Origin of the sequence: Streptomyces sp. NBC_01224, assembly GCF_036002945.1 — a bacterium.
Classification (GTDB): domain Bacteria; phylum Actinomycetota; class Actinomycetes; order Streptomycetales; family Streptomycetaceae; genus Streptomyces.
This window is the reverse complement of sequence record NZ_CP108529.1, coordinates 2,406,980-2,425,401: the sequence shown is the minus strand read 5'-3', so window position 1 is coordinate 2,425,401 and position 18,422 is coordinate 2,406,980. Positions and strand designations below refer to the sequence as shown.

The 18,422-nt window shown below is 67.9% G+C and carries 14 protein-coding genes; 10 read left to right on the top strand and 4 right to left on the bottom strand.

All coding sequences use genetic code 11. The annotated features are described in order from the left end of the window. The first annotated feature begins 26 nt into the window (after positions 1 to 26). From OG609_RS10210 to OG609_RS10195, 4 genes are read left to right on the top strand one after another with little or no spacing between them, the layout of a single operon-like run. On the top strand, positions 27 to 1,916 hold the full coding sequence (locus tag OG609_RS10210; RefSeq protein ID WP_327272525.1) for an IucA/IucC family protein: 1,890 nt from the start codon (positions 27 to 29) through the stop codon (positions 1,914 to 1,916). Positions 1,917 to 1,960: 44 nt separating this feature from the next. Further along, on the top strand, positions 1,961 to 2,767 hold the full coding sequence (locus OG609_RS10205; protein ID WP_327272524.1) for a GNAT family N-acetyltransferase: 807 nt from the start codon (positions 1,961 to 1,963) through the stop codon (positions 2,765 to 2,767). Positions 2,768 to 2,827: 60 nt separating this feature from the next. Beyond that, a complete protein-coding gene (locus tag OG609_RS10200) occupies positions 2,828 to 4,732 on the top strand; it encodes an IucA/IucC family protein (RefSeq protein ID WP_327272523.1) in 1,905 nt (634 codons plus the stop codon). Between the two features lie 50 nt (positions 4,733 to 4,782). After that, positions 4,783 to 6,753, top strand: a complete 1,971-nt coding sequence (locus OG609_RS10195) for an ATP-dependent DNA helicase (protein ID WP_327272522.1) — start codon at positions 4,783 to 4,785, stop codon at positions 6,751 to 6,753. 83 nt (positions 6,754 to 6,836) lie between these two features. On the opposite strand, the gene lexA is transcribed toward OG609_RS10195, so the two are convergent. Further along, positions 6,837 to 7,631 (bottom strand): transcriptional repressor LexA, encoded by a 795-nt coding sequence (gene lexA / locus OG609_RS10190; RefSeq protein ID WP_093898912.1) that lies wholly within the window; start codon positions 7,629 to 7,631, stop codon positions 6,837 to 6,839. 534 nt (positions 7,632 to 8,165) lie between these two features. Here lexA and nrdR point away from each other — a divergent pair. Together nrdR and OG609_RS10180 are read left to right on the top strand one after the other, a co-directional pair. Then, positions 8,166 to 8,678, top strand: a complete 513-nt coding sequence (nrdR, locus tag OG609_RS10185; protein WP_327272521.1) for a transcriptional regulator NrdR — start codon at positions 8,166 to 8,168, stop codon at positions 8,676 to 8,678. A 162-nt stretch (positions 8,679 to 8,840) separates the two neighbouring features. Beyond that, positions 8,841 to 11,744: a vitamin B12-dependent ribonucleotide reductase gene (locus tag OG609_RS10180; RefSeq protein ID WP_327272520.1), complete on the top strand. Its 2,904-nt coding sequence runs from the start codon at positions 8,841 to 8,843 to the stop codon at positions 11,742 to 11,744. A gap of 164 nt (positions 11,745 to 11,908) precedes the next feature. Here OG609_RS10180 and OG609_RS10175 read toward each other — a convergent pair whose 3' ends face one another. Together OG609_RS10175 and OG609_RS10170 are read right to left on the bottom strand one after the other, a co-directional pair. Next, complete coding sequence (locus OG609_RS10175; RefSeq protein ID WP_327272519.1) at positions 11,909 to 12,445, bottom strand: TerD family protein; 537 nt, start codon at positions 12,443 to 12,445, stop codon at positions 11,909 to 11,911. A gap of 133 nt (positions 12,446 to 12,578) precedes the next feature. Then, positions 12,579 to 13,535: a DUF1152 domain-containing protein gene (locus OG609_RS10170; protein ID WP_327272518.1), complete on the bottom strand. Its 957-nt coding sequence runs from the start codon at positions 13,533 to 13,535 to the stop codon at positions 12,579 to 12,581. Positions 13,536 to 13,624: 89 nt separating this feature from the next. Here OG609_RS10170 and OG609_RS10165 point away from each other — a divergent pair, with 89 nt between their 5' ends. Beyond that, positions 13,625 to 14,230: a YdbC family protein gene (locus OG609_RS10165; RefSeq protein WP_114247054.1), complete on the top strand. Its 606-nt coding sequence runs from the start codon at positions 13,625 to 13,627 to the stop codon at positions 14,228 to 14,230. A 57-nt stretch (positions 14,231 to 14,287) separates the two neighbouring features. Here OG609_RS10165 and OG609_RS10160 read toward each other — a convergent pair whose 3' ends face one another. After that, the gene (locus tag OG609_RS10160) at positions 14,288 to 14,995 is read right to left on the bottom strand and encodes a TetR/AcrR family transcriptional regulator (protein WP_327272517.1); all 708 of its coding nucleotides are present in this window, start codon (positions 14,993 to 14,995) and stop codon (positions 14,288 to 14,290) included. Positions 14,996 to 15,162: 167 nt separating this feature from the next. On the opposite strand from OG609_RS10160, the gene OG609_RS10155 reads away from it, so the two are divergent. Genes OG609_RS10155 through OG609_RS10145 form a run of 3 tightly spaced genes read left to right on the top strand, consistent with a single transcriptional unit; the run spans position 15,163 to position 18,373 of the window. Continuing rightward, on the top strand, positions 15,163 to 16,773 hold the full coding sequence (locus OG609_RS10155) for an ABC-F family ATP-binding cassette domain-containing protein (RefSeq protein WP_327272516.1): 1,611 nt from the start codon (positions 15,163 to 15,165) through the stop codon (positions 16,771 to 16,773). Between the two features lie 25 nt (positions 16,774 to 16,798). After that, the gene (locus OG609_RS10150; RefSeq protein WP_327272515.1) at positions 16,799 to 17,458 is read left to right on the top strand and encodes a histidine phosphatase family protein; all 660 of its coding nucleotides are present in this window, start codon (positions 16,799 to 16,801) and stop codon (positions 17,456 to 17,458) included. 12 nt (positions 17,459 to 17,470) lie between these two features. Next, entirely contained in the window at positions 17,471 to 18,373 is a 903-nt protein-coding gene (locus tag OG609_RS10145) for an ADP-ribosylglycohydrolase family protein (protein WP_327272514.1), read from the top strand. The last annotated feature ends 49 nt before the right edge of the window (positions 18,374 to 18,422 follow it).

The window sequence follows — 18,422 nt, the reverse complement described above, 5'->3', positions numbered from 1 at the left end:
CGGACACCATCACAAGAAGGACCGCCGTGAACCCCACCACCGCACCCCAGGCCGACGGCCCTCCCCCCACCCAGCAGCGAGGACAGGCCGCGCTCACCGGCAACCTCGTCGTCGACCAGACCACCGTGCCCCGTCAGATGGCGGCACTGCACGAGGAGCGGTACGCCCCGACGGCCACGTTCACCTGTGCGGCACCGGCCGACCTCCTCGACCATCCGGATCCATTGAGGGCCGCCGACATGGCGGGTGTCGAGAATCTGCTCCGCTGCTGGGTCCGGGAGAGTGACCTGCCCCGGCCGGACGGGGATACGCTCCGAATCCCGCTCCCCGCCAGCGGAACCGCTCTGCTCGTCCCCGTCCTCTACTGGTCCGCCACGGGCTGGCACCGCTTCGGCATGCCCACCCTGGAGGGGGCACCCGAAGGAGCACCGCCCACCGACGCCGTCACGGTTGCCGCTCTCCTGGGCCGCGAGGCCGACCGCCACGAAGGCGCCGACATGGTGGCCCGGGTCGCCGACTCCGTACAGCGGACGGCCGGTTTCATCGCCGAGCGGCGCCGCACCCCCGGCGCCCCGGCTGAAGCGGACCTCTTCCTCACCGCCGAGCAGTCACTTCTCCTCGGACATCCGCTCCACCCCACCCCCAAGAGCCGTGAAGGCCTCTCGGACTCCGAATCCCGCCTCTACTCACCCGAGTTGCACGGCTGCTTCCCGCTGCACTGGATGGCTGTCGACCGGTCCGTGCTGGCCACCGACTCCGCCTGGACCGACGGAGGCCGTCCCGTATCGGCCACGGAACTGATCACCTCCCATGCCGAAGGACTGCAACTCCCCGACAACACCACACCGATTCCGCTCCACCCGTGGCAGGCCCGCGAACTCGGACACCGGCCCGCAGCCGCCGCCCTGCTCGACGCCGGACTCCTGCATGACCTCGGACCGCACGGGAAGCACTGGTACCCCACCTCATCCGTCCGCACCGTGCATCGGCCCGGTGCCGAGCTCATGCTCAAGCTCTCTCTCGGCGTTCGCATCACCAACTCCCGTCGAGAGAATCTCCGCAAGGAACTTCACCGTGGAGTGGAGGTCCACCGGCTGCTCCGCAGCGGACTCGCCGCGCAGTGGCATGCCGTCCACCCGGGCTTCGACATCGTCCGCGACCCCGCCTGGCTCGCCGTCGACGACTCGGACGGCGAGCCTGTCGCAGGCCTCGACGTGATGCTGCGCCACAACCCGTTCGGTCCGTACGACGATGCGGTCTGCATCGCCGCGCTCACCGCCCCGCGCCCCTGGCCGGGCCGTACGGGCATGCACTCACGCCTCGCCGAGATCGTGATCTCCCTGGCCGCTGCCACCGGAAGAGCCGTAGGCGCCGTCGCCACCGAGTGGTTCCTGCGATACCTCGACCGTGTCGTACGCCCCGTGCTCTGGCTCGACGCCCACGCAGGCGTGGCCCTCGAAGCCCACCAGCAGAACACTCTGGTGCTGCTCGATCCCCACGGCTGGCCCGTCGGCGGCCGATACCGCGACAACCAGGGCTACTACTTCCGTGAGTCCCACCGTGCGGCACTGGAGCACCGGCTCCCCGGCATCGGATCGGTCAGCGACACCTTCGTCTCCGACGCGGTCACCGACGAGCGCTTTGCCTACTACCTCGGCATCAACAATGTGTTCGGCCTGATCGGAGCCTTCGGCGCCCAGCACCTCGCCGACGAACACGTGCTCATCGCCGCGTTCCGTCGATTCCTCGGCTCGGCCGCCGCACTGGGCTCCCCGCTGCCCACACATCTGCTGGAAAACTCCCACCTGCGGTGCAAGGCCAACCTGCTGACCCGGCTGCACGGCCTCGACGAACTCGTCGGGCCTGTCGACACCCAGTCCGTCTACGTCACCATTGCCAACCCCCTATGTGCCTGAGGGAACATGACCACCGCCTGAACCGCCGAGAGGAGAGCGACACCGTGGCTCCCGCCGATGCGCACACCGACGCCGGTACCGGCCCTGCCCCACAGGCCGACACAGGTGCCGAGGACACCTTGGACCTGCCGCTCTCCGAAGAACTCCTCGCGCTGTTCGGCGAGGACACACCCGCCACCGCGACACGCCCCCAGCCGCCGAACGCGTCCGCGTCATCCGAACCGGACGAAGCGGGCCCGGCCACAGGCACGCAGGCAACCATGCGCAGGTCGGCCGCCTCGGATCTGCTCGACCGCCCTGCCGACTGGGGACCGGTCACCACCCCGGCCGGAGTGTTCCAACTCGTCCCCGTGCGAGTGGAACGCGATCTCGCCGTGATCAGCCGCTGGATGAACGACCCCGCAGTCGCCGCATTCTGGGAACTCGCCGGATCCGAATCCGTCACAGCCGACCATCTGCGCCCCCAACTCGACGGTGACGGACGCAGCGTCCCGTGCCTCGGCGTGCTGGCAGGCGTTCCCATGAGCTACTGGGAGATCTACCGCGCGGATCTCGATCCGCTGGCGCGCCACTACCCCGCTCGGCCGCACGACACCGGAATCCACCTGCTCATCGGCGGTGTGAACAACCGCGGACGCGGGGTCGGTACCACCCTGCTCCGGGCCGTCTCCGACCTCGTACTCGACAACCGTCCCCTGTGCGCACGTGTTGTGGCGGAGCCCGACCTGCGTAACACCCCTTCCGTTTCCGCTTTCCTCAGCGCAGGCTTCCGCTTCTCCGCAGAAGTCGAACTCCCCGACAAACGAGCCGCCCTGATGCTCCGCGACCGAACCCACCGTGCCCAGCTGTGAACGGCCTGCTGCTTTGCATACACCGCTCGAACCCCATCGGTTTCATCCCGAGGAGTCCCCGTGCCGAAATATCCTGCGAGCCATGATTCAGCGGAGTCTGCCGACCTGCTCAGCACGCCAGAACTGGACCGGACGGTCTGGGACGGAGCCGCTGCCCGACTGCTCGCGAAGATGCTCGGTCAATTCGCCTACGAGGAAGTCATCGCGCCGGTCCGGCAGGACGACGGGGGCGATACGTACACCCTCGGGCTCGATGACGGTGGAACCCTGAGCTTCAGCGCCCGGCGGGGCGTGTACGGCAGTTGGCACATCGCCCCCGATTCGGTTCTGGAGACGTGCGGGAGCGCCCGGGAGTCGCCGACGGACTCGACGCGGGACAGCGGCCGGGGCGCGCCTGCCGAGCCACTGCGGGACCGGAACTCCGACACCGTCCCCTTCCGCGACCCGCTGCAGTTCCTCGCCCGCGCCCGCCACACCCTCGGGATCGACGGCGCCACCCTCGGCCACCTCATCCGCGAGATCACCACCACCCTCGCCGCCGACGCCCGGCTCGACCACACCGCGCTCCCCGTCGACCGGCTGGCCGATCTCGACTACGCCGAGCTGGAAGGGCACCAGACAGGACACCCCTGGCTCGTCGCCAACAAGGGACGCCTCGGCTTCTCCGCCACCGACGCCTCCCGTTACACACCGGAGGCCCGCACGCCGGTCAGGCTGCCGTGGATCGCCGTCTCCACCAGGATCGCCACCTACCGCGGAGTGACCGGCCTGGCCACCCCCGAGCAGCTGTACGTGCAGGAACTCGACCCGTCGGTCCGCGACTCCTTCGCCGCCGTGCTCCGCGCCCGCGGCCTCGATCCCGGCAGCTATCTGTGTCTTCCCGTGCACCCCTGGCAGTGGGACGAATGGATCGTTCCGGTCTTCGCCCCGGCCATCGCCGCAGGCGACATCGTTCCGCTCCACTCCGACGCCGATCTCCGGCTGCCTCAGCAGTCCATTCGCACGTTCACCAACGTGGCCCGCCCCGACCGGCACACCGTCAAACTGCCCCTGTCGATCCTCAACACGCTGGTCTGGCGAGGACTGCCCACCGAACGCACCCTCGCGGCCCCCGCCGTCACCACCTGGGTCCAGGGCCTGCGCGACCGGGACGCCTTTCTGCGCGACACCTGCCAGGTCATCCTGCTCGGCGAGGTGGCCTCCGTGACCGTCGAGCATCCGCTCTACGACCACCTCCCGGAAACCCCGTACCAGTTCAAGGAAATCCTCGGCGCGATCTGGCGAGAACCCCTCCAGCCCCGGCTCGCGCCGGGCGAACGGGCCCGGACCCTCGCCTCGCTGCTCCACACAGATCCACGGGGCCGCGCCTTCACGGCCGAGCTCGTCGCCCGCTCGGGGCTCACGCCCACCACCTGGCTGACCCGGCTCTTCTCCGCGCTGCTCCCGCCGCTGCTGCACTTCCTCTACCGCTACGGCACCGTGTTCTCCCCGCACGGCGAGAACGCCATCGTCGTCTTCGACAACCAGGACGTACCGGTACGCCTGGCGATCAAGGACTTCGTGGACGATGTGAACATCAGCGCCCAGCCGCTGCCGGAGCATGAGTCGATGCCACAGGACGTACGCCGCATCCTGCTCACCGAGGAGCCCTCCTTCCTCACCCAGTTCATCCACGCCGGACTTTTCATCGGTGTCTTTCGCTTCCTGTCCCCACTGTGCGAGGAACAGCTGGGAGTTCCGGAGGCCGATTTCTGGTCACTCGTGCGGGCCGAGATTCTGCGGCACCACGCCCGCTTCCCCGAGCTCAAGGAGCGATTTGAGATGTTCGACATGCTGACGCCCCGCATCGAACGTCTCTGTCTGAACCGCAACCGCCTGCACGTGGACGGCTACCGGGACCGCCCCCGGCGCCCGCACGCCGCCATCCACGGGACCGTGCCCAACCCGCTCCACCCCTCCGTCTGAGTCCGGGAGTGATCGCCGTTGTCAGTGGTGCCCCGTAGGCTGGTCGGGCTATGACAAAGCCATCCCTCCCCGAGCTCCTCCACGCCGCAGTGACCGCCGTCGGCGGTACGGAACGGCCCGGCCAGGCCGCCATGGCCGAGGCCGTTGCCGAGGCTGTCGACGACAATGCCCATCTGCTCGTCCAGGCCGGCACCGGCACGGGTAAATCCCTCGGCTACCTGGTGCCCGCACTCGCGCACGGGGAGCGCGTCGTGGTGGCGACGGCGACCCTGGCACTGCAGCGCCAGCTCGTGGAGCGCGACCTCCCGCGCACGGTCGACGCCCTGCATCCGTTGCTGCGCCGCCGTCCCCAGTTCGCCATGCTGAAGGGCCGCTCGAACTATCTCTGCCTGCACCGGCTCCATGAAGGAGTGCCCCAGGACGAGGAGGAGGGGCTCTTCGATCAGTTCGAGGCAGCGGCCCCGTCGAGCAAGCTCGGCCAGGATCTGCTGCGGCTGCGGGACTGGTCGGACGAGACCGAGACCGGCGATCGCGACGACCTCACCCCGGGCGTATCCGACCGTGCCTGGGCGCAGGTCTCGGTCTCCTCCCGCGAATGCCTGGGCGCCAGCAAGTGCGCGTACGGCGCGGAGTGTTTCGCGGAGCAGGCCCGTGAGCGTGCCAAGCTCGCCGATGTCGTCGTCACCAATCACGCCCTCCTCGCCATCGATGCCATCGAGGGCGCCCCTGTGCTTCCGCAGCATGAGGTACTGATCGTCGACGAGGCCCATGAGCTGGTCTCCAGGGTCACCGGAGTGGCCACCGGCGAGCTCACCCCCGGCCAGGTCAACCGCGCGGTGCGCCGAGCGGCGAAGCTGGTCAACGAGAAGGCGGCTGACGCCCTGCAGACCGCGTCGGAGGGCTTCGAGCGAGTGATGGAGCTGGCGCTCCCCGGTCGCCTGGAAGAGGTCCCCGAGGACCTCGGATACGCGCTGCTGGCGCTTCGTGACGCCGCGCGTACGGTGATCTCGGCCCTGGGCGCCACCCGGGACAAGTCCGTCCAGGACGAGGACGCCGTCCGCAAGCAGGCACTCGCATCGGTGGAGACGATTCACGGCGTCGCCGAGCGCATCACCCAAGGCTCGGAGTACGACGTCGTCTGGTACGAGCGTCATGACCGTTTCGGCGCCTCAGTGCGGGTCGCCCCGCTCTCCGTATCCGGACTTCTGCGCGAGAAGCTCTTCGCCGAGCGGTCCGTCGTCCTCACCTCGGCCACGCTCAAGCTCGGTGGGGATTTCAACGGGGTGGGGGCGTCGCTCGGACTCGCTCCCGAAGGCACTGCGGGCGACGACATTCCGCAGTGGAAGGGACTCGACGTCGGGTCGCCGTTCGACTACCCGAAGCAGGGAATCCTGTACGTCGCCAGGCATCTGGCCACGCCCGGTCGGGAGGGTTCTCGCACCGACATGCTGGATGAACTCGCCGAACTGGTGGAGGCGGCGGGCGGGCGCACCCTCGGTCTGTTCTCGTCCATGCGGGCGGCCCAGGCCGCCGCCGAGGAAATGCGCGGCCGAGTCGGCAAGCCGATCCTGCTGCAGGGCGAGGAGACCCTCGGAGAGCTGATCAAGAACTTCGCAGCCGATCCCGAGACCTGCCTCTTCGGCACGCTGTCGCTCTGGCAGGGCGTGGATGTGCCCGGGGCCAGCTGCCAGCTGGTGGTCATGGACAGGATTCCGTTCCCACGTCCCGACGACCCGCTGATGAGCGCACGCCAGAAGGCGGTTGAGGAGGCTGGAGGCAATGGATTCATGGCCGTCGCGGCGACGCATGCCGCGCTGCTGATGGCTCAGGGCGCCGGCCGGCTCGTACGGGCCACGGGCGACAAGGGAGTGGTCGCGGTGCTCGATCCGCGGCTGGCCAACGCCCGGTACGGCAGCTATCTGCGCGCCTCGCTGCCCGATTTCTGGTACACCACCGACCGCAACCAGGCGCGCCGCTCACTCGCGGCTATCGACGCGGCAGCCAAGGCCAACGACCAGTAGCAAGCCCCGGGTGCCCGGTGGCACATGCAGGGCCCCGGGATCGGCGCAGTGGATCCCGGGGCCCGGTCGGAACCGGCGAGTCTTCACACCCGCCGCAGCACCGCCACCACCTTGCCGAGAATTGTCGCTTCGTCGCCCGGGATCGGCTGGTACGCGGAGTTGTGCGGGAGCAGCCACACATGGCCGTCCTCCCGCTTGAAGCGCTTGACCGTGGCCTCGCCGTCCAGCATGGCTGCCACGATGTCGCCGTTCTCCGCGACCGGCTGGCGGCGCACAGTGACCCAGTCGCCGTCACAGATCGCCGCCTCGATCATCGAGTCACCGACGACCTTGAGGACGAACAGCTCTCCGTCACCGACCAGCTGGCGGGGGAGCGGGAAGACGTCCTCGACCGATTCCTCGGCGAGGATCGGGCCACCGGCTGCGATCCGGCCGACCAGCGGCACATACGACGCCGCGGGCTTTCCCGTTGTATCGGTGGGCTGCGAGCTGGGCTGGTCCGAACCGCGGACCTCGTACGCCCGCGGGCGATGTGGGTCGCGACGCAGGAAACCCTTGCGCTCCAGGGCCATCAGCTGATGGGCGACGGAGGACGTGCTGGACAGGCCCACCGCCTGACCGATCTCCCGCATCGAGGGCGGGTAGCCACGCCGCTGCACGGAGTCCCGGATCACCTCGATCACTCGCCGCTGCCGGTCCGTGAGCCCCGAGCTGTCCGCCCGGATACCTGGAGGTCGGCCGGGCAACGAGCGCGCCGGGCGCACGGGCTCTGGCCCCTCCGTGTTCGTGACTGAGTCATTCATGGCATGCACCGGCTCGAGTCGGCTCTGGGAGCGGTCCTGGGCAGTGATGGTGGCACTGTCTGCGGTGGTGGTCACGTCGGCCCCTCTCGAATGGTCTCCCTAGCTGGACAACGGTAGTAGCTTTCGAAAGGTTGCGCCAAACACACGTTCGAGTGAAAAACGAATAAAAGTCTGCCGTGTATTCACTGCTGGGTGTATGTGCAATGACTGGAGCGACCGGGACCCTGCTTGGGTCGGCCTCGTGGACCGACCGGCAATTCGGACTATTACGGTAGCGTTCGCCGGCGCGGCGTCGCCATGCGGGGTGGCCTCTGCGTCGTTGTCCGAGTCTGACAGCAGGAGCCCCGCAATCCTGGCAGCCGCGCGGTTCCCGTAACCTCGTGCTCGGCCGTACGCTGCCTGCCGTCCGCCCGTGATGGGCGACACGCGCTAGGGCTGAATGAGCGGCCAAACCCAAGATCTAGTGGTTGGATTGTTCCAGCCGCCCAGAAGTTGTGGTCCCCGGTCCGTCGGGGGTGCGGCCATCGCCTATGCTTGTGACTGCTTCGAGGGGCCCTGGCGGGCCCTGAAGAGGCTATTCAGTCGTGCTGTGAAGGAGGGTTGGGAGCCATGCACTGCCCCTTCTGCAGGCACCCCGACAGCCGCGTCGTCGACAGTCGCACCACCGATGACGGCACGTCGATCCGCCGTCGCCGTCAGTGCCCCGGCTGCTCCCGCCGTTTCACGACGGTGGAGACCTGCTCGCTGATGGTGGTGAAGCGCAGCGGTGTGACCGAACCCTTCAGCCGTACCAAGGTCATCTCCGGCGTGCGCAAGGCATGCCAGGGGCGGCCGGTCACCGAGGACGCCCTCGCCAAGCTCGGCCAGCGGGTCGAGGAGGCGGTGCGTGCCACCGGCAGTGCCGAGCTGACCACCCATGACGTGGGTCTGGCGATCCTCGGCCCCCTGCAGGAACTCGACCTCGTCGCGTACCTGCGTTTCGCGTCCGTGTACCGGGCGTTCGACACACTTGAAGACTTCGAGGCCGCCATCGCGGAACTCCGCGAACGGCGGCCTCCCGTGGAGGAGCGCGGGAGGGGCGAGACCCTTGAGGTCCCCGTTCCCGCCGTCGCCGCCGACTGAGCGACACCGGCCGATCGGCACAGGTCCGTGGATCGGCGGCAGGGCGGCTGTATATAGACCCGCTCCGGGTGCTGTGCGTGGCACCCGAAGCATTAGAGACAGACTGTGCCCCGGGAAGTTCTGGGCACTTCAGGGCGTTTTTGCCCACATATGGGAGGCGGCATGACAGAGACGGCGAGCGGCCCGGCACGAGGTTCCCGAGCCAAGGGATCCAAGTCGAGCAAGGGTCTGCGCATCGAGCGCATCCACACCACCCCCGGCGTGCATCCGTACGACGAGGTGGCGTGGGAGCGCCGTGACGTCGTCATGACCAACTGGCGCGACGGCTCGATCAACTTCGAGCAGCGTGGCGTCGAGTTCCCCGACTTCTGGTCGGTGAACGCGGTCAACATCGTCACCAGCAAGTACTTCCGCGGGGCCGTCGGCACCCCGCAGCGCGAGACCGGTCTGCGACAGCTCATCGACCGGATCGTGAAGACGTACCGCAAGGCCGGCGAGGACCACGGCTACTTCGCCTCTCCCGCGGACGCCGAGATCTTCGAGCACGAGCTGGCATACGCCCTCCTGCACCAGGTCTTCAGCTTCAACTCGCCGGTCTGGTTCAACGTCGGAACGCCCCAGCCGCAGCAGGTGTCCGCCTGCTTCATTCTGGCCGTCGACGACTCCATGGAGTCGATCCTCGACTGGTACAAGGAAGAGGGCATGATCTTCAAGGGCGGTTCCGGCGCAGGCCTGAACCTCTCCCGTATCCGCTCCTCCAAGGAACTGCTGTCCTCCGGGGGCAACGCCTCCGGCCCGGTCTCCTTCATGCGCGGTGCCGACGCCTCCGCCGGAACGATCAAGTCCGGTGGCGCCACCCGACGTGCGGCCAAGATGGTCATTCTCGACGTCGACCACCCCGACATCGAGAACTTCATCGAGACCAAGGTGAAGGAGGAGGAGAAGATCCGCGCCCTGCGCGACGCGGGCTTCGACATGGACCTGGGCGGCGACGACATCACGTCCGTCCAGTACCAGAACGCCAACAACTCGGTCCGTGTGAACGACGAGTTCATGAAGGCAGTCGAGTCCGGCGGCAAGTTCGGGCTGCGCGCCCGGATGACCGGTGACGTCATCGAAGAGGTCGAGGCCAAGTCCCTCTTCCGCAAGATGGCCGAGGCGGCCTGGGCCTGTGCCGACCCGGGCATCCAGTACGACGACACGATCAACCAGTGGCACACCTGCCCGGAGTCCGGCCGGATCAACGGCTCGAACCCCTGCAGCGAGTACATGCACCTGGACAACACCTCGTGCAACCTGGCCTCGCTGAACCTGATGAAGTTCCTCAAGGACGACGGCAAGGGCAACCAGTCCTTCGAGTCCGAGCGCTTCGCCAAGGTCGTCGAGATGGTCATCACCGCGATGGACATCTCCATCTGCTTCGCCGACTTCCCGACCCAGAAGATCGGCGAGAACACCCGCGCCTTCCGTCAGCTCGGCATCGGTTACGCCAACCTCGGCGCCCTGCTGATGGCGACCGGCCACGCGTACGACAGCGACGGCGGCCGCGCCCTCGCCGGTGCCATCACCTCGCTGATGACCGGCACCTCGTACAAGCGCTCCGCCGAGCTCGCCGCGGTCGTCGGTCCGTACGACGGCTACGCCCGCAACGCCGAGCCGCACCAGCGCGTCATGAAGCAGCACGCCGACGCCAACGCCGCGGCCGTCCACATGGACGACCTGGACAACCCGATCTGGGCCGCCGCGACGGAGGCCTGGCAGGACGTGATCCGCCTCGGCGCGAAGAACGGTTTCCGCAACGCGCAGGCCTCGGTCATCGCCCCCACCGGCACCATCGGTCTCGCGATGTCCTGCGACACCACCGGCCTCGAGCCCGACCTCGCCCTGGTCAAGTTCAAGAAGCTGGTCGGCGGCGGCTCGATGCAGATCGTCAACGGCACCGTCCCGCAGGCCCTGCGCCGCCTGGGCTACCAGGAGGAGCAGATCGAGGCGATCGTCGCCCACATCGCCGAGCACGGCAATGTGATCGACGCCCCCGGTCTGAAGACCGAGCACTACGAGGTCTTCGACTGCGCGATGGGTGAGCGTTCCATCTCCGCGATGGGTCACGTGCGCATGATGGCCGCGATCCAGCCGTGGATCTCCGGTGCGCTCTCCAAGACGGTGAACCTGCCGGAGACGGCCACCGTCGAGGACGTCGAGGAGGTCTACTTCGAGGCGTGGAAGATGGGCGTCAAGGCGCTCGCGATCTACCGCGACAACTGCAAGGTCGGCCAGCCCCTCTCCGCGAAGACCAAGGAGAAGGGAAAGTCCGCAGCGGATGCGGTCACGGCCAAGGCCGAGGAGACCATCCGTACCGCGGTCGAGAAGGTCGTCGAGTACCGCCCGGTCCGTAAGCGCCTCCCCAAGGGCCGTCCCGGCATCACCACCTCCTTCACGGTGGGCGGTGCCGAGGGCTACATGACCGCCAATTCCTACCCGGACGACGGTCTCGGCGAGGTCTTCCTGAAGATGTCCAAGCAGGGCTCCACCCTCGCGGGCATGATGGACGCCTTCTCCATCGCAGTCTCGGTCGGTCTGCAGTACGGCGTCCCGCTGGAGACGTACGTCTCCAAGTTCACCAACATGCGCTTCGAGCCGGCCGGTATGACGGACGACCCGGATGTGCGGATGGCGCAGTCGATCGTCGACTACATCTTCCGCCGTCTCGCGCTGGACTTCCTGCCCTTCGAGACCCGCTCGGCACTCGGCATCCACTCGGCCGAGGAGCGTCAGCGGCACCTCGACACCGGTTCGTACGAGCCCTCCCTGGAGGACGACGAGCTGGACGTCGAAGGCCTGGCCCAGTCCGCCCCGGTGCGGACGGAGCCCCTGAAGGCGGTGGCCGCCGTGCAGGAGGCCGAGAAGCCGGCCCCGAAGACAGCGCACACCTCGGCGGAGCTCGTCGAGATGCAGCTGGGCATCAGCGCGGACGCGCCGCTCTGCTTCTCCTGCGGTACGAAGATGCAGCGCGCCGGATCCTGCTACATCTGCGAGGGCTGCGGCTCGACCAGCGGTTGCAGCTGACGCCGGGCGCCATCGCGTGGGACACGACGCCCGACGTAGCCTGCACGCCTAGCTGATCAGCAGCTCGCACGAAGGGGACCGACCGATGGTCGGTCCCCTTCGTCGTGCCGCAGCTCCTGGGCAGGGACGGGACATGTGCTGCGTGGACCGCGCCCTGTGACGTGTCACGTTCCGGGCGTACGGCTTCCCATCATTCCGGCGAACGAATCGGGGTCCCCGTCGAAGCCCCGGACCGATCCGTGGAACTCCCAGCCGCCGGAGGCACCGCGGATGAACTCGGCGACGGTTGCCGCGGTGGCGGCGCCGACCGCGGAGAAGTCGTTCTCCGTGAGATTCGTGTAGCCCTCCCGAATCTCAACGCCGGTGTTCGCTATTTCGGCGAATGTCCTTCGGCCGTCGCGCTGCTGAATGGCGACTCCGACGACGACCCGGGTGTACGTGGTCGACAACCGGTCCAGTTCCAGAGTCATGACCTCGTCGAAACCGAGGCCCTGACCGGTCCTGCTGTCGCGGTTGAGGGTGATGGTGCCGTCCGGGGAGCGGCTGTCGAAGTGCACGAGATATGCAGGGCTGCCGTACGGCGCCTCGGCGAGGTAGGTCGCCGCGATGATGTCGAGGTCATGGGCCGGGGCACCCGGAGGGCTGGGATCCCATTTGAGCCTGACTTCGACCTTCTCTATGTCCTTGTTGGGCGTGCTCATCGGACTTGCCTCCCTGGCTTGCCGCTGGGCCGTCGTCGGGCTGTTCACACCACCCGATCATGTCCGTAACCGGCCGCGGATCCAACCGGCTTGGCCGTCGGCGACGGAATCGGGCCATTGCCGGTCAGGCGGTTCAGTGCGGAATCCGGCGCGGTGGTCTCTGGCGGACCTCTTCCCGGAAGATCTCGATGGCGCTGCTGACCTGTCGGATGAGGTGGGTGTGCTCGATGCGGTCGAGATAGAGGCAGTTGCGGGCCACTCCGTCCAGCTCGAAGGCGAAGCAGAGCGTCATCAGCGGATTGATGAAGAGTTCGCTGCCACGGGTGCGCGAGGTGAACTGGGCGTCTCCGAAGGCTCCCTGGACTGCTGCGGCAATCGACCCGTTGACGATGCTGGGGTGGTCAGGAGTGTGGTGCTGAGCGTGTGCCACCGCATCGACGAAGAGGGCGCCTTCGCGTGTCGTGCGGGATACGGAGAATGCGCCGAGGAAGGAACCGTCGCGTTCGAGGGTGGCGATGTTCTCCAGTACGAGGCCGTGGCTCACCCCGTGATAGGCGTCGATACCGAAGCCGATGGACACAACCAGGCGTTCCGGTACGTCGATTGCGGCGAGTGCCGCGACGCTGGTCAGGTCCTCCTCCGGTGTGCCGAGACCGGATTCGTCGCCGCGCATCAGGATGTCCGTACCGCCGTCGACCAGGACGACCGCATCGATGTCGTATTTCTCGATCAACGCCCGGTAGGCGGCGCGCAGCGGTTGCACGCCCACTCGGGAGAAGGCGTGCACCCTGCTCGGGTAGCCGTGCAGGGCGAGCCACTGGGCGAGGGTGCGTTCCGGGAAGTAGGCCTGGTGGAGGGCTGTTTCGGGGGTGATGACGGCGACGTCCGGCGCGAGCCAGGCGTCGAGGGGCAGCCCTTCGAGAGCGCTGAACGACAGACTGGCGAGCTGGACGTGCCTGCCCTGGTGGAGCAGGGAGAGCGCGATGGGGAGCCCCGCATAGATGTCGAAGCCGCCGCCGGCCCCTGCGACGAGGATGCGTTCTGCGGATTCGAGTCGGGAGAACAGGGAGTTGGTGTGCAACGAGGCCATGGAGATCATTCTGCGATTCACGGCCATTGATTCGGGCGTACTCCAGCAGAGCGTGACCCGTGCCACGTTCGGCACCGTACGATGGCGCAGTGCTGGTCAAGTGGATTCGTTGCACCGTGGTGGACCGTCGAGGTTTTGAGCGGGGACAGCGAAAGTGGGCGGGGCTGCTGGGTGAGCCGGGGTTCAGGGGACAGGGCGGCGGGTGGAGTCGAGGGCGTCCGGAAGTGGCCCACGTCTTTGCTTTCTGGGAGAACCGTGTCTTCTACGACTCGTTCATGGCGCGCGCGCACGACCGACTGGCCGCCGAGCAGTCCGGCACGTACAGCAGCATCCAGGTCAAGCTGTTCGAGTACCGCTTCGATGTGAAGACCGGCTTTGAGCCCCGCTTCACCGATGCGGATGTTGTCAGGGTGGCACACAGCAAGGTGCACGAGGACCGGGTCGAGCATTTCGCATTGATGCAGGAGCGGGTGTGGAATCCGGCAATGGCCGGATCACCGGGCATGCTGCGAGGGGTGTTCGGGGAGGCGCCGGGGCACGAGTTCCTCGTGTTGTCCATGTGGCAGTCGAGCGCCGAGCGTGGGAAGTATCGGGCGGGGAGCATTGAGCGGCTGACTCAACGGGCGCGGACCGAGGACGATGTGGCGGCAGTGACGGGAGACGTCGTGCAGCTCGAGCCGTCCTGGACGGTGTGATCGGCCGACACGGATCGGTGTGGCGGGGACGGTGCGCCGGGGCGATTCGGCTGCTGATCAGGCAGGTTCGGCCGAGATGGGTGGAGTCGAGATGGGCGGAGTGCTGAAGACGCCCGCTCGAGCAGCTGCCAGGGCCGCGTCGGCAGCCCGGTCGGCCAGCGTCTCGCCGATGGGCTCGCGGGTGATGAACAGCCTGAAGAACAAGGGCGAGGCTACGGCCCTGACCAGCGCTCCCGCGTCCGTGTGCCGGTCCAGTTCGTTGCGGGCGACGGCGCGGGCGACGATGACCTCGCAGCGGGCGAACCGCTCCGAGTAGAAGGTGCTCAGCGCTTCGGCGGCGCGCTGGGACTGGAAGGCCGCGGCGATGAACGCGGTCGGTGCGGCCGCTGCGGCAGGGTCGGTGAAGGCGTCGGCTGTCGTGTGCGCCAGGGCGCGCAGATCTCCTTCCAGGCTTCCGGTGTCGGGTGGTGTCCAGCTGTCCTCTCCAGCCAGGTCCAGGGCGTCCACTACGAGCCCTTCGAGGTTTCCCCAGCGGCGGTAGAGGGTCGTCTTGTGGACGCCGGAATGCTCCGCGACGTATTCGACGGTGAGACCTGGGTAGCCGTGCTCGACCAGGCCGGTGAGGACGGCATCCCGGACCGCCGCGCGGGTGCGAGCGGTGCGGCCGCCCGGGCGGCGGGTGCCGGGGGCGAGCGGGGCTGCCGGAACGTCGGTCTCCGGGGAGGCTTCCTGCCCGGCCTCCCCGACGGCTCCCTGTCCAGTCAATTGCTACTCCTGTTGCGTTAGTGTGTTCCAGTCTGCCACACTTGGCTTAATGCGACATCGATTGCGTTTATCCGCGGTCGCGAGGTGGAGCGGGGCTTTTCCCGGTCGTTCCCCGCCGGTCGCCGCTGTTTCCGTTGCCTGTTGGTTGTCCGCGTCCGGAGGCACCCTTGCCCACGCAGATCTCTCTGCATGCCGTGACCGTGTCCCGCGGTGAAAGGCTGTTGCTCGACGATGTCTCGCTGGCCGTGCGCCCAGGTGAGCGGATCGGCGTCGTGGGGGAGAACGGCGCGGGGAAGACGACGCTGCTTCGCCTGCTCGCAGGCCTCGAACCGCCCGCTTCCGGCAGTGCGTTCACAGCCGCCGGCCACGGCACGGGTCTGCTGGCCCAGACTCCACGGCTGCCGCCCGACAACACGGTCCAGGACGCGATCGACGACGCCCTGGCGGAACTGCGCGCCATGGAGCGGAAGTTGCGGGAATCCGAGGCGGAGCTCGGCACGGCCGACAGCGCCGCGCTGGCTGCCTACGGAGACTTGCTCACGGCGTTCGAGCTGCGCGGGGGATATGAAGCGGACGCGCGCGTCGAAAAGGCGATGCACGGCCTCGGCCTGGCACACATACAGCCGGTAAGGAGGCTCGGCAGTCTCTCCGGTGGTGAGCAGGCACGGCTCGGCATCGCCTGCCTGATAGCAGCGTCCCCCGAGGTGGTGCTGCTCGACGAACCCACCAATCACTTGGACGGAGCCGCTCTCGAATGGCTGGAGGGTGCCCTGCGGTCCCATCCCGGCACGGTGATCGCCGTGTCCCACGACCGGATCTTTTTGGAGCGCGTGGCCACAGCAGTCCTGGAGGTCGACTCCGACCGCCGGACGGTTGTGCGCTACGGCGGCGGATATGCGGGATTTCGGACGGAGCAGAACGCAGCGCGGCGGCGCTGGGAGCAGTCCTACGCGCAGTGGTGTGAAGAGACGGCACAACTGGAGGAGTACACGGCGACCACGGCTCACGGTGTCGCGGCCGGCCGCACCATCAAGGACAACAACAAGATGGCGTACGACCGGGCTGGGGGCCGGGTCCAGGCCTCGGTGTCCGGGCGGATCCGCAATGCTCGCAAGCGACTGGAGCGTCTGAAGGAGGAGCCTGTCCCCAGGCCGCCTGACCCGTTGCGCTTCACCGCTCGGCCCACGGCCGGCGCGACCGAAGGGGAGCTGGTGTCCCTGACGGACATACGGGTCGGTGATCGGCTCGCAGTCGACCGGCTCTGCGTGGTGGCAGGCGACAGACTGCTGATTCACGGTGGCAACGGAGCAGGGAAATCCACTCTGCTCCGCGTCATGGCAGGCGTACTCGAACCGGACGCGGGCCGAGTGGTCCGGCGGGGTGGAATCGGCTATCTCGCACAGGAAATACCCATGCACCGCCCGGCGGAGCGTGTGCTCGCGGCATTCGGCCGAGGACTGGCGCTCACCGACGAAGAACAGGCGGAACTGCTGCTCTCGTACGGACTGTTCCGGTCCCGGGATCTCCAGGTGCCGGTCGGATCGCTTTCCGCGGGGCAGCGCAGACGGCTCTCCCTCGCCCGTCTGCTGGCCCGGCCCGCGGACCTGCTGCTGCTCGACGAGCCCGCGAATCATCTGGCACTCGGACTCGTGCAGGAGCTGGAAGAAGCTCTGACCCTCTGGCAGGGCGCGCTGGTGGTGGTCTCCCACGACCGGCTGCTGCGCCGCCGCTTCACCGGCGACATCCGTCGGATGGAGTCCGGACAACTGCTCGAATGAGCCACAGCCGATCTAGGGTCACTACATGGCACGACCGCAACGCATTGTCCTCGTCCGGCACGGGGAGTCCGAGGGCAACGCCGATGACACGGTGTACGAGCGTGAGCCGGACCATGCGCTGAGGCTCACCTCCACAGGGCTGCGGCAGGCCAGGGAGACGGGCGTGCGGCTGCGCGAGCTGTTCGGCGGCGAGCGGGTCAGCGTGTATGTCTCGCCCTATCGCCGCACGCACGAGACGTTCAGGTCCCTCGGGCTGGACCTTGAGCGGGTGCGTGTGAGGGAGGAGCCGCGGCTGCGGGAGCAGGACTGGGGGAACTGGCAGGACCGGGACGACGTGAGGCTGCAGAAGGCATACCGGGATGCGTACGGTCACTTCTTCTACCGTTTCGCGCAGGGAGAGTCCGGAGCCGATGTGTACGACAGGGTCGGGGCCTTTCTGGAGAGTCTGCACCGCAGCTTCGAAGCCCCCGACCACCCGCCGAATGTTCTGCTGGTCACGCACGGGCTGACCATGCGTTTGTTCTGCATGCGCTGGTTCCACTGGTCGGTGGCAGAGTTCGAGTCACTGTCCAATCCGGGCAATGGGGAGACCCGGACGCTCATACTCGGAGAGGACGGGCGCTACACCCTTGACCGGCCGTTCGAGCGCTGGCGTACCCCTGAGCCGTACGGCATCACCGGATAGAGTGGAAGGGCGATGACAACCGCTGACTCTGCTTCCGACCAACGTTTCGAACGCGCCCTCGCCAGCCTGCGAGGGCTGTCCGTGGGGGACGCACTGGGTTCCCAGTTCTTTGTGCCCGCCAACTATCCGCTGCTGAAGCAGCGCGAACTCCCCCCCGGCCCCTGGCAGTGGACGGACGACACCGAGATGGCCTCGTCGGTGCTGGCCGTGCTGGTGGGTCACGAGCGAATCGATCAGGACGCGCTCGCTCGTTCCTTCGCCGAGCATCATGACTTCGACCGGGGATACGGCCCCGCCGTGAACCGGCTGCTCAGGCTGGTACGGGAAGGCGGCGACTGGCGGGAGCTGGCGTCGGCACTGTTCAAGGGCCAGGGCTCCTGGGGCAACGGCTCGGCGATGCGCATTGCGCCGCTCGGCGCCTGGTACGCGGACGATCCGGAGCAGGCCACACACCAGGCCGAGATCTCCTCGTACCCCACGCACCAGCATCGCGAGGCAGTCGTGGGCGCGATGGCGGTTGCGGCCGCAGCCTCTCTGGCGGCGGCAACCGCGGGACCACCCACTCCGACAGAGCTCCTCGACGGCGTGATCGCACTCGTACCGCGTAGCGCGGTCGGTGCCGGACTGCGCCGTGCACGCGACATGCTCGACTACGGTGATGCCGGGACGGTCGCCGCGGTGCTCGGCAACGGCCGACGTACCAGTGCGCATGACACCGTTCCGTTCGCCCTCTGGTCGGCGGCACAGAACCTTGGAGATTTCGAGCAGGCTTTCTGGCTGACGGCCCAAGCGGGCGGCGACGTCGACACGACCTGTGCGATCGTCGGAGGGATCGTCGCAGCGGGCAAGGCGGGCGCACCGCCTGCCGACTGGTCGGCACAGACGGAAGAGCTGCCGGACTGGCTCCCGCAATAGTCCGAAGGCGACGACAGCGCCGCCCACGATGCGGCCGCGTCAGCTGGGC

Excerpts from the sequence above, each read along its gene's own strand:
- OG609_RS10195 (WP_327272522.1), top strand. The coding sequence starts at position 4,783 with ATGACAAAGCCATCCCTCCCCGAGCTCCTCCACGCCGCAGTGACCGCC.
- nrdR (WP_327272521.1), top strand. The coding sequence starts at position 8,166 with ATGCACTGCCCCTTCTGCAGGCACCCCGACAGCCGCGTCGTCGACAGT.
- OG609_RS10180 (WP_327272520.1), top strand. The coding sequence starts at position 8,841 with ATGACAGAGACGGCGAGCGGCCCGGCACGAGGTTCCCGAGCCAAGGGA.
- OG609_RS10175 (WP_327272519.1), bottom strand. The coding sequence starts at position 12,445 with ATGAGCACGCCCAACAAGGACATAGAGAAGGTCGAAGTCAGGCTCAAA.
- OG609_RS10170 (WP_327272518.1), bottom strand. The coding sequence starts at position 13,535 with ATGGCCTCGTTGCACACCAACTCCCTGTTCTCCCGACTCGAATCCGCA.
- OG609_RS10150 (WP_327272515.1), top strand. The coding sequence starts at position 16,799 with ATGGCACGACCGCAACGCATTGTCCTCGTCCGGCACGGGGAGTCCGAG.
- OG609_RS10145 (WP_327272514.1), top strand. The coding sequence starts at position 17,471 with ATGACAACCGCTGACTCTGCTTCCGACCAACGTTTCGAACGCGCCCTC.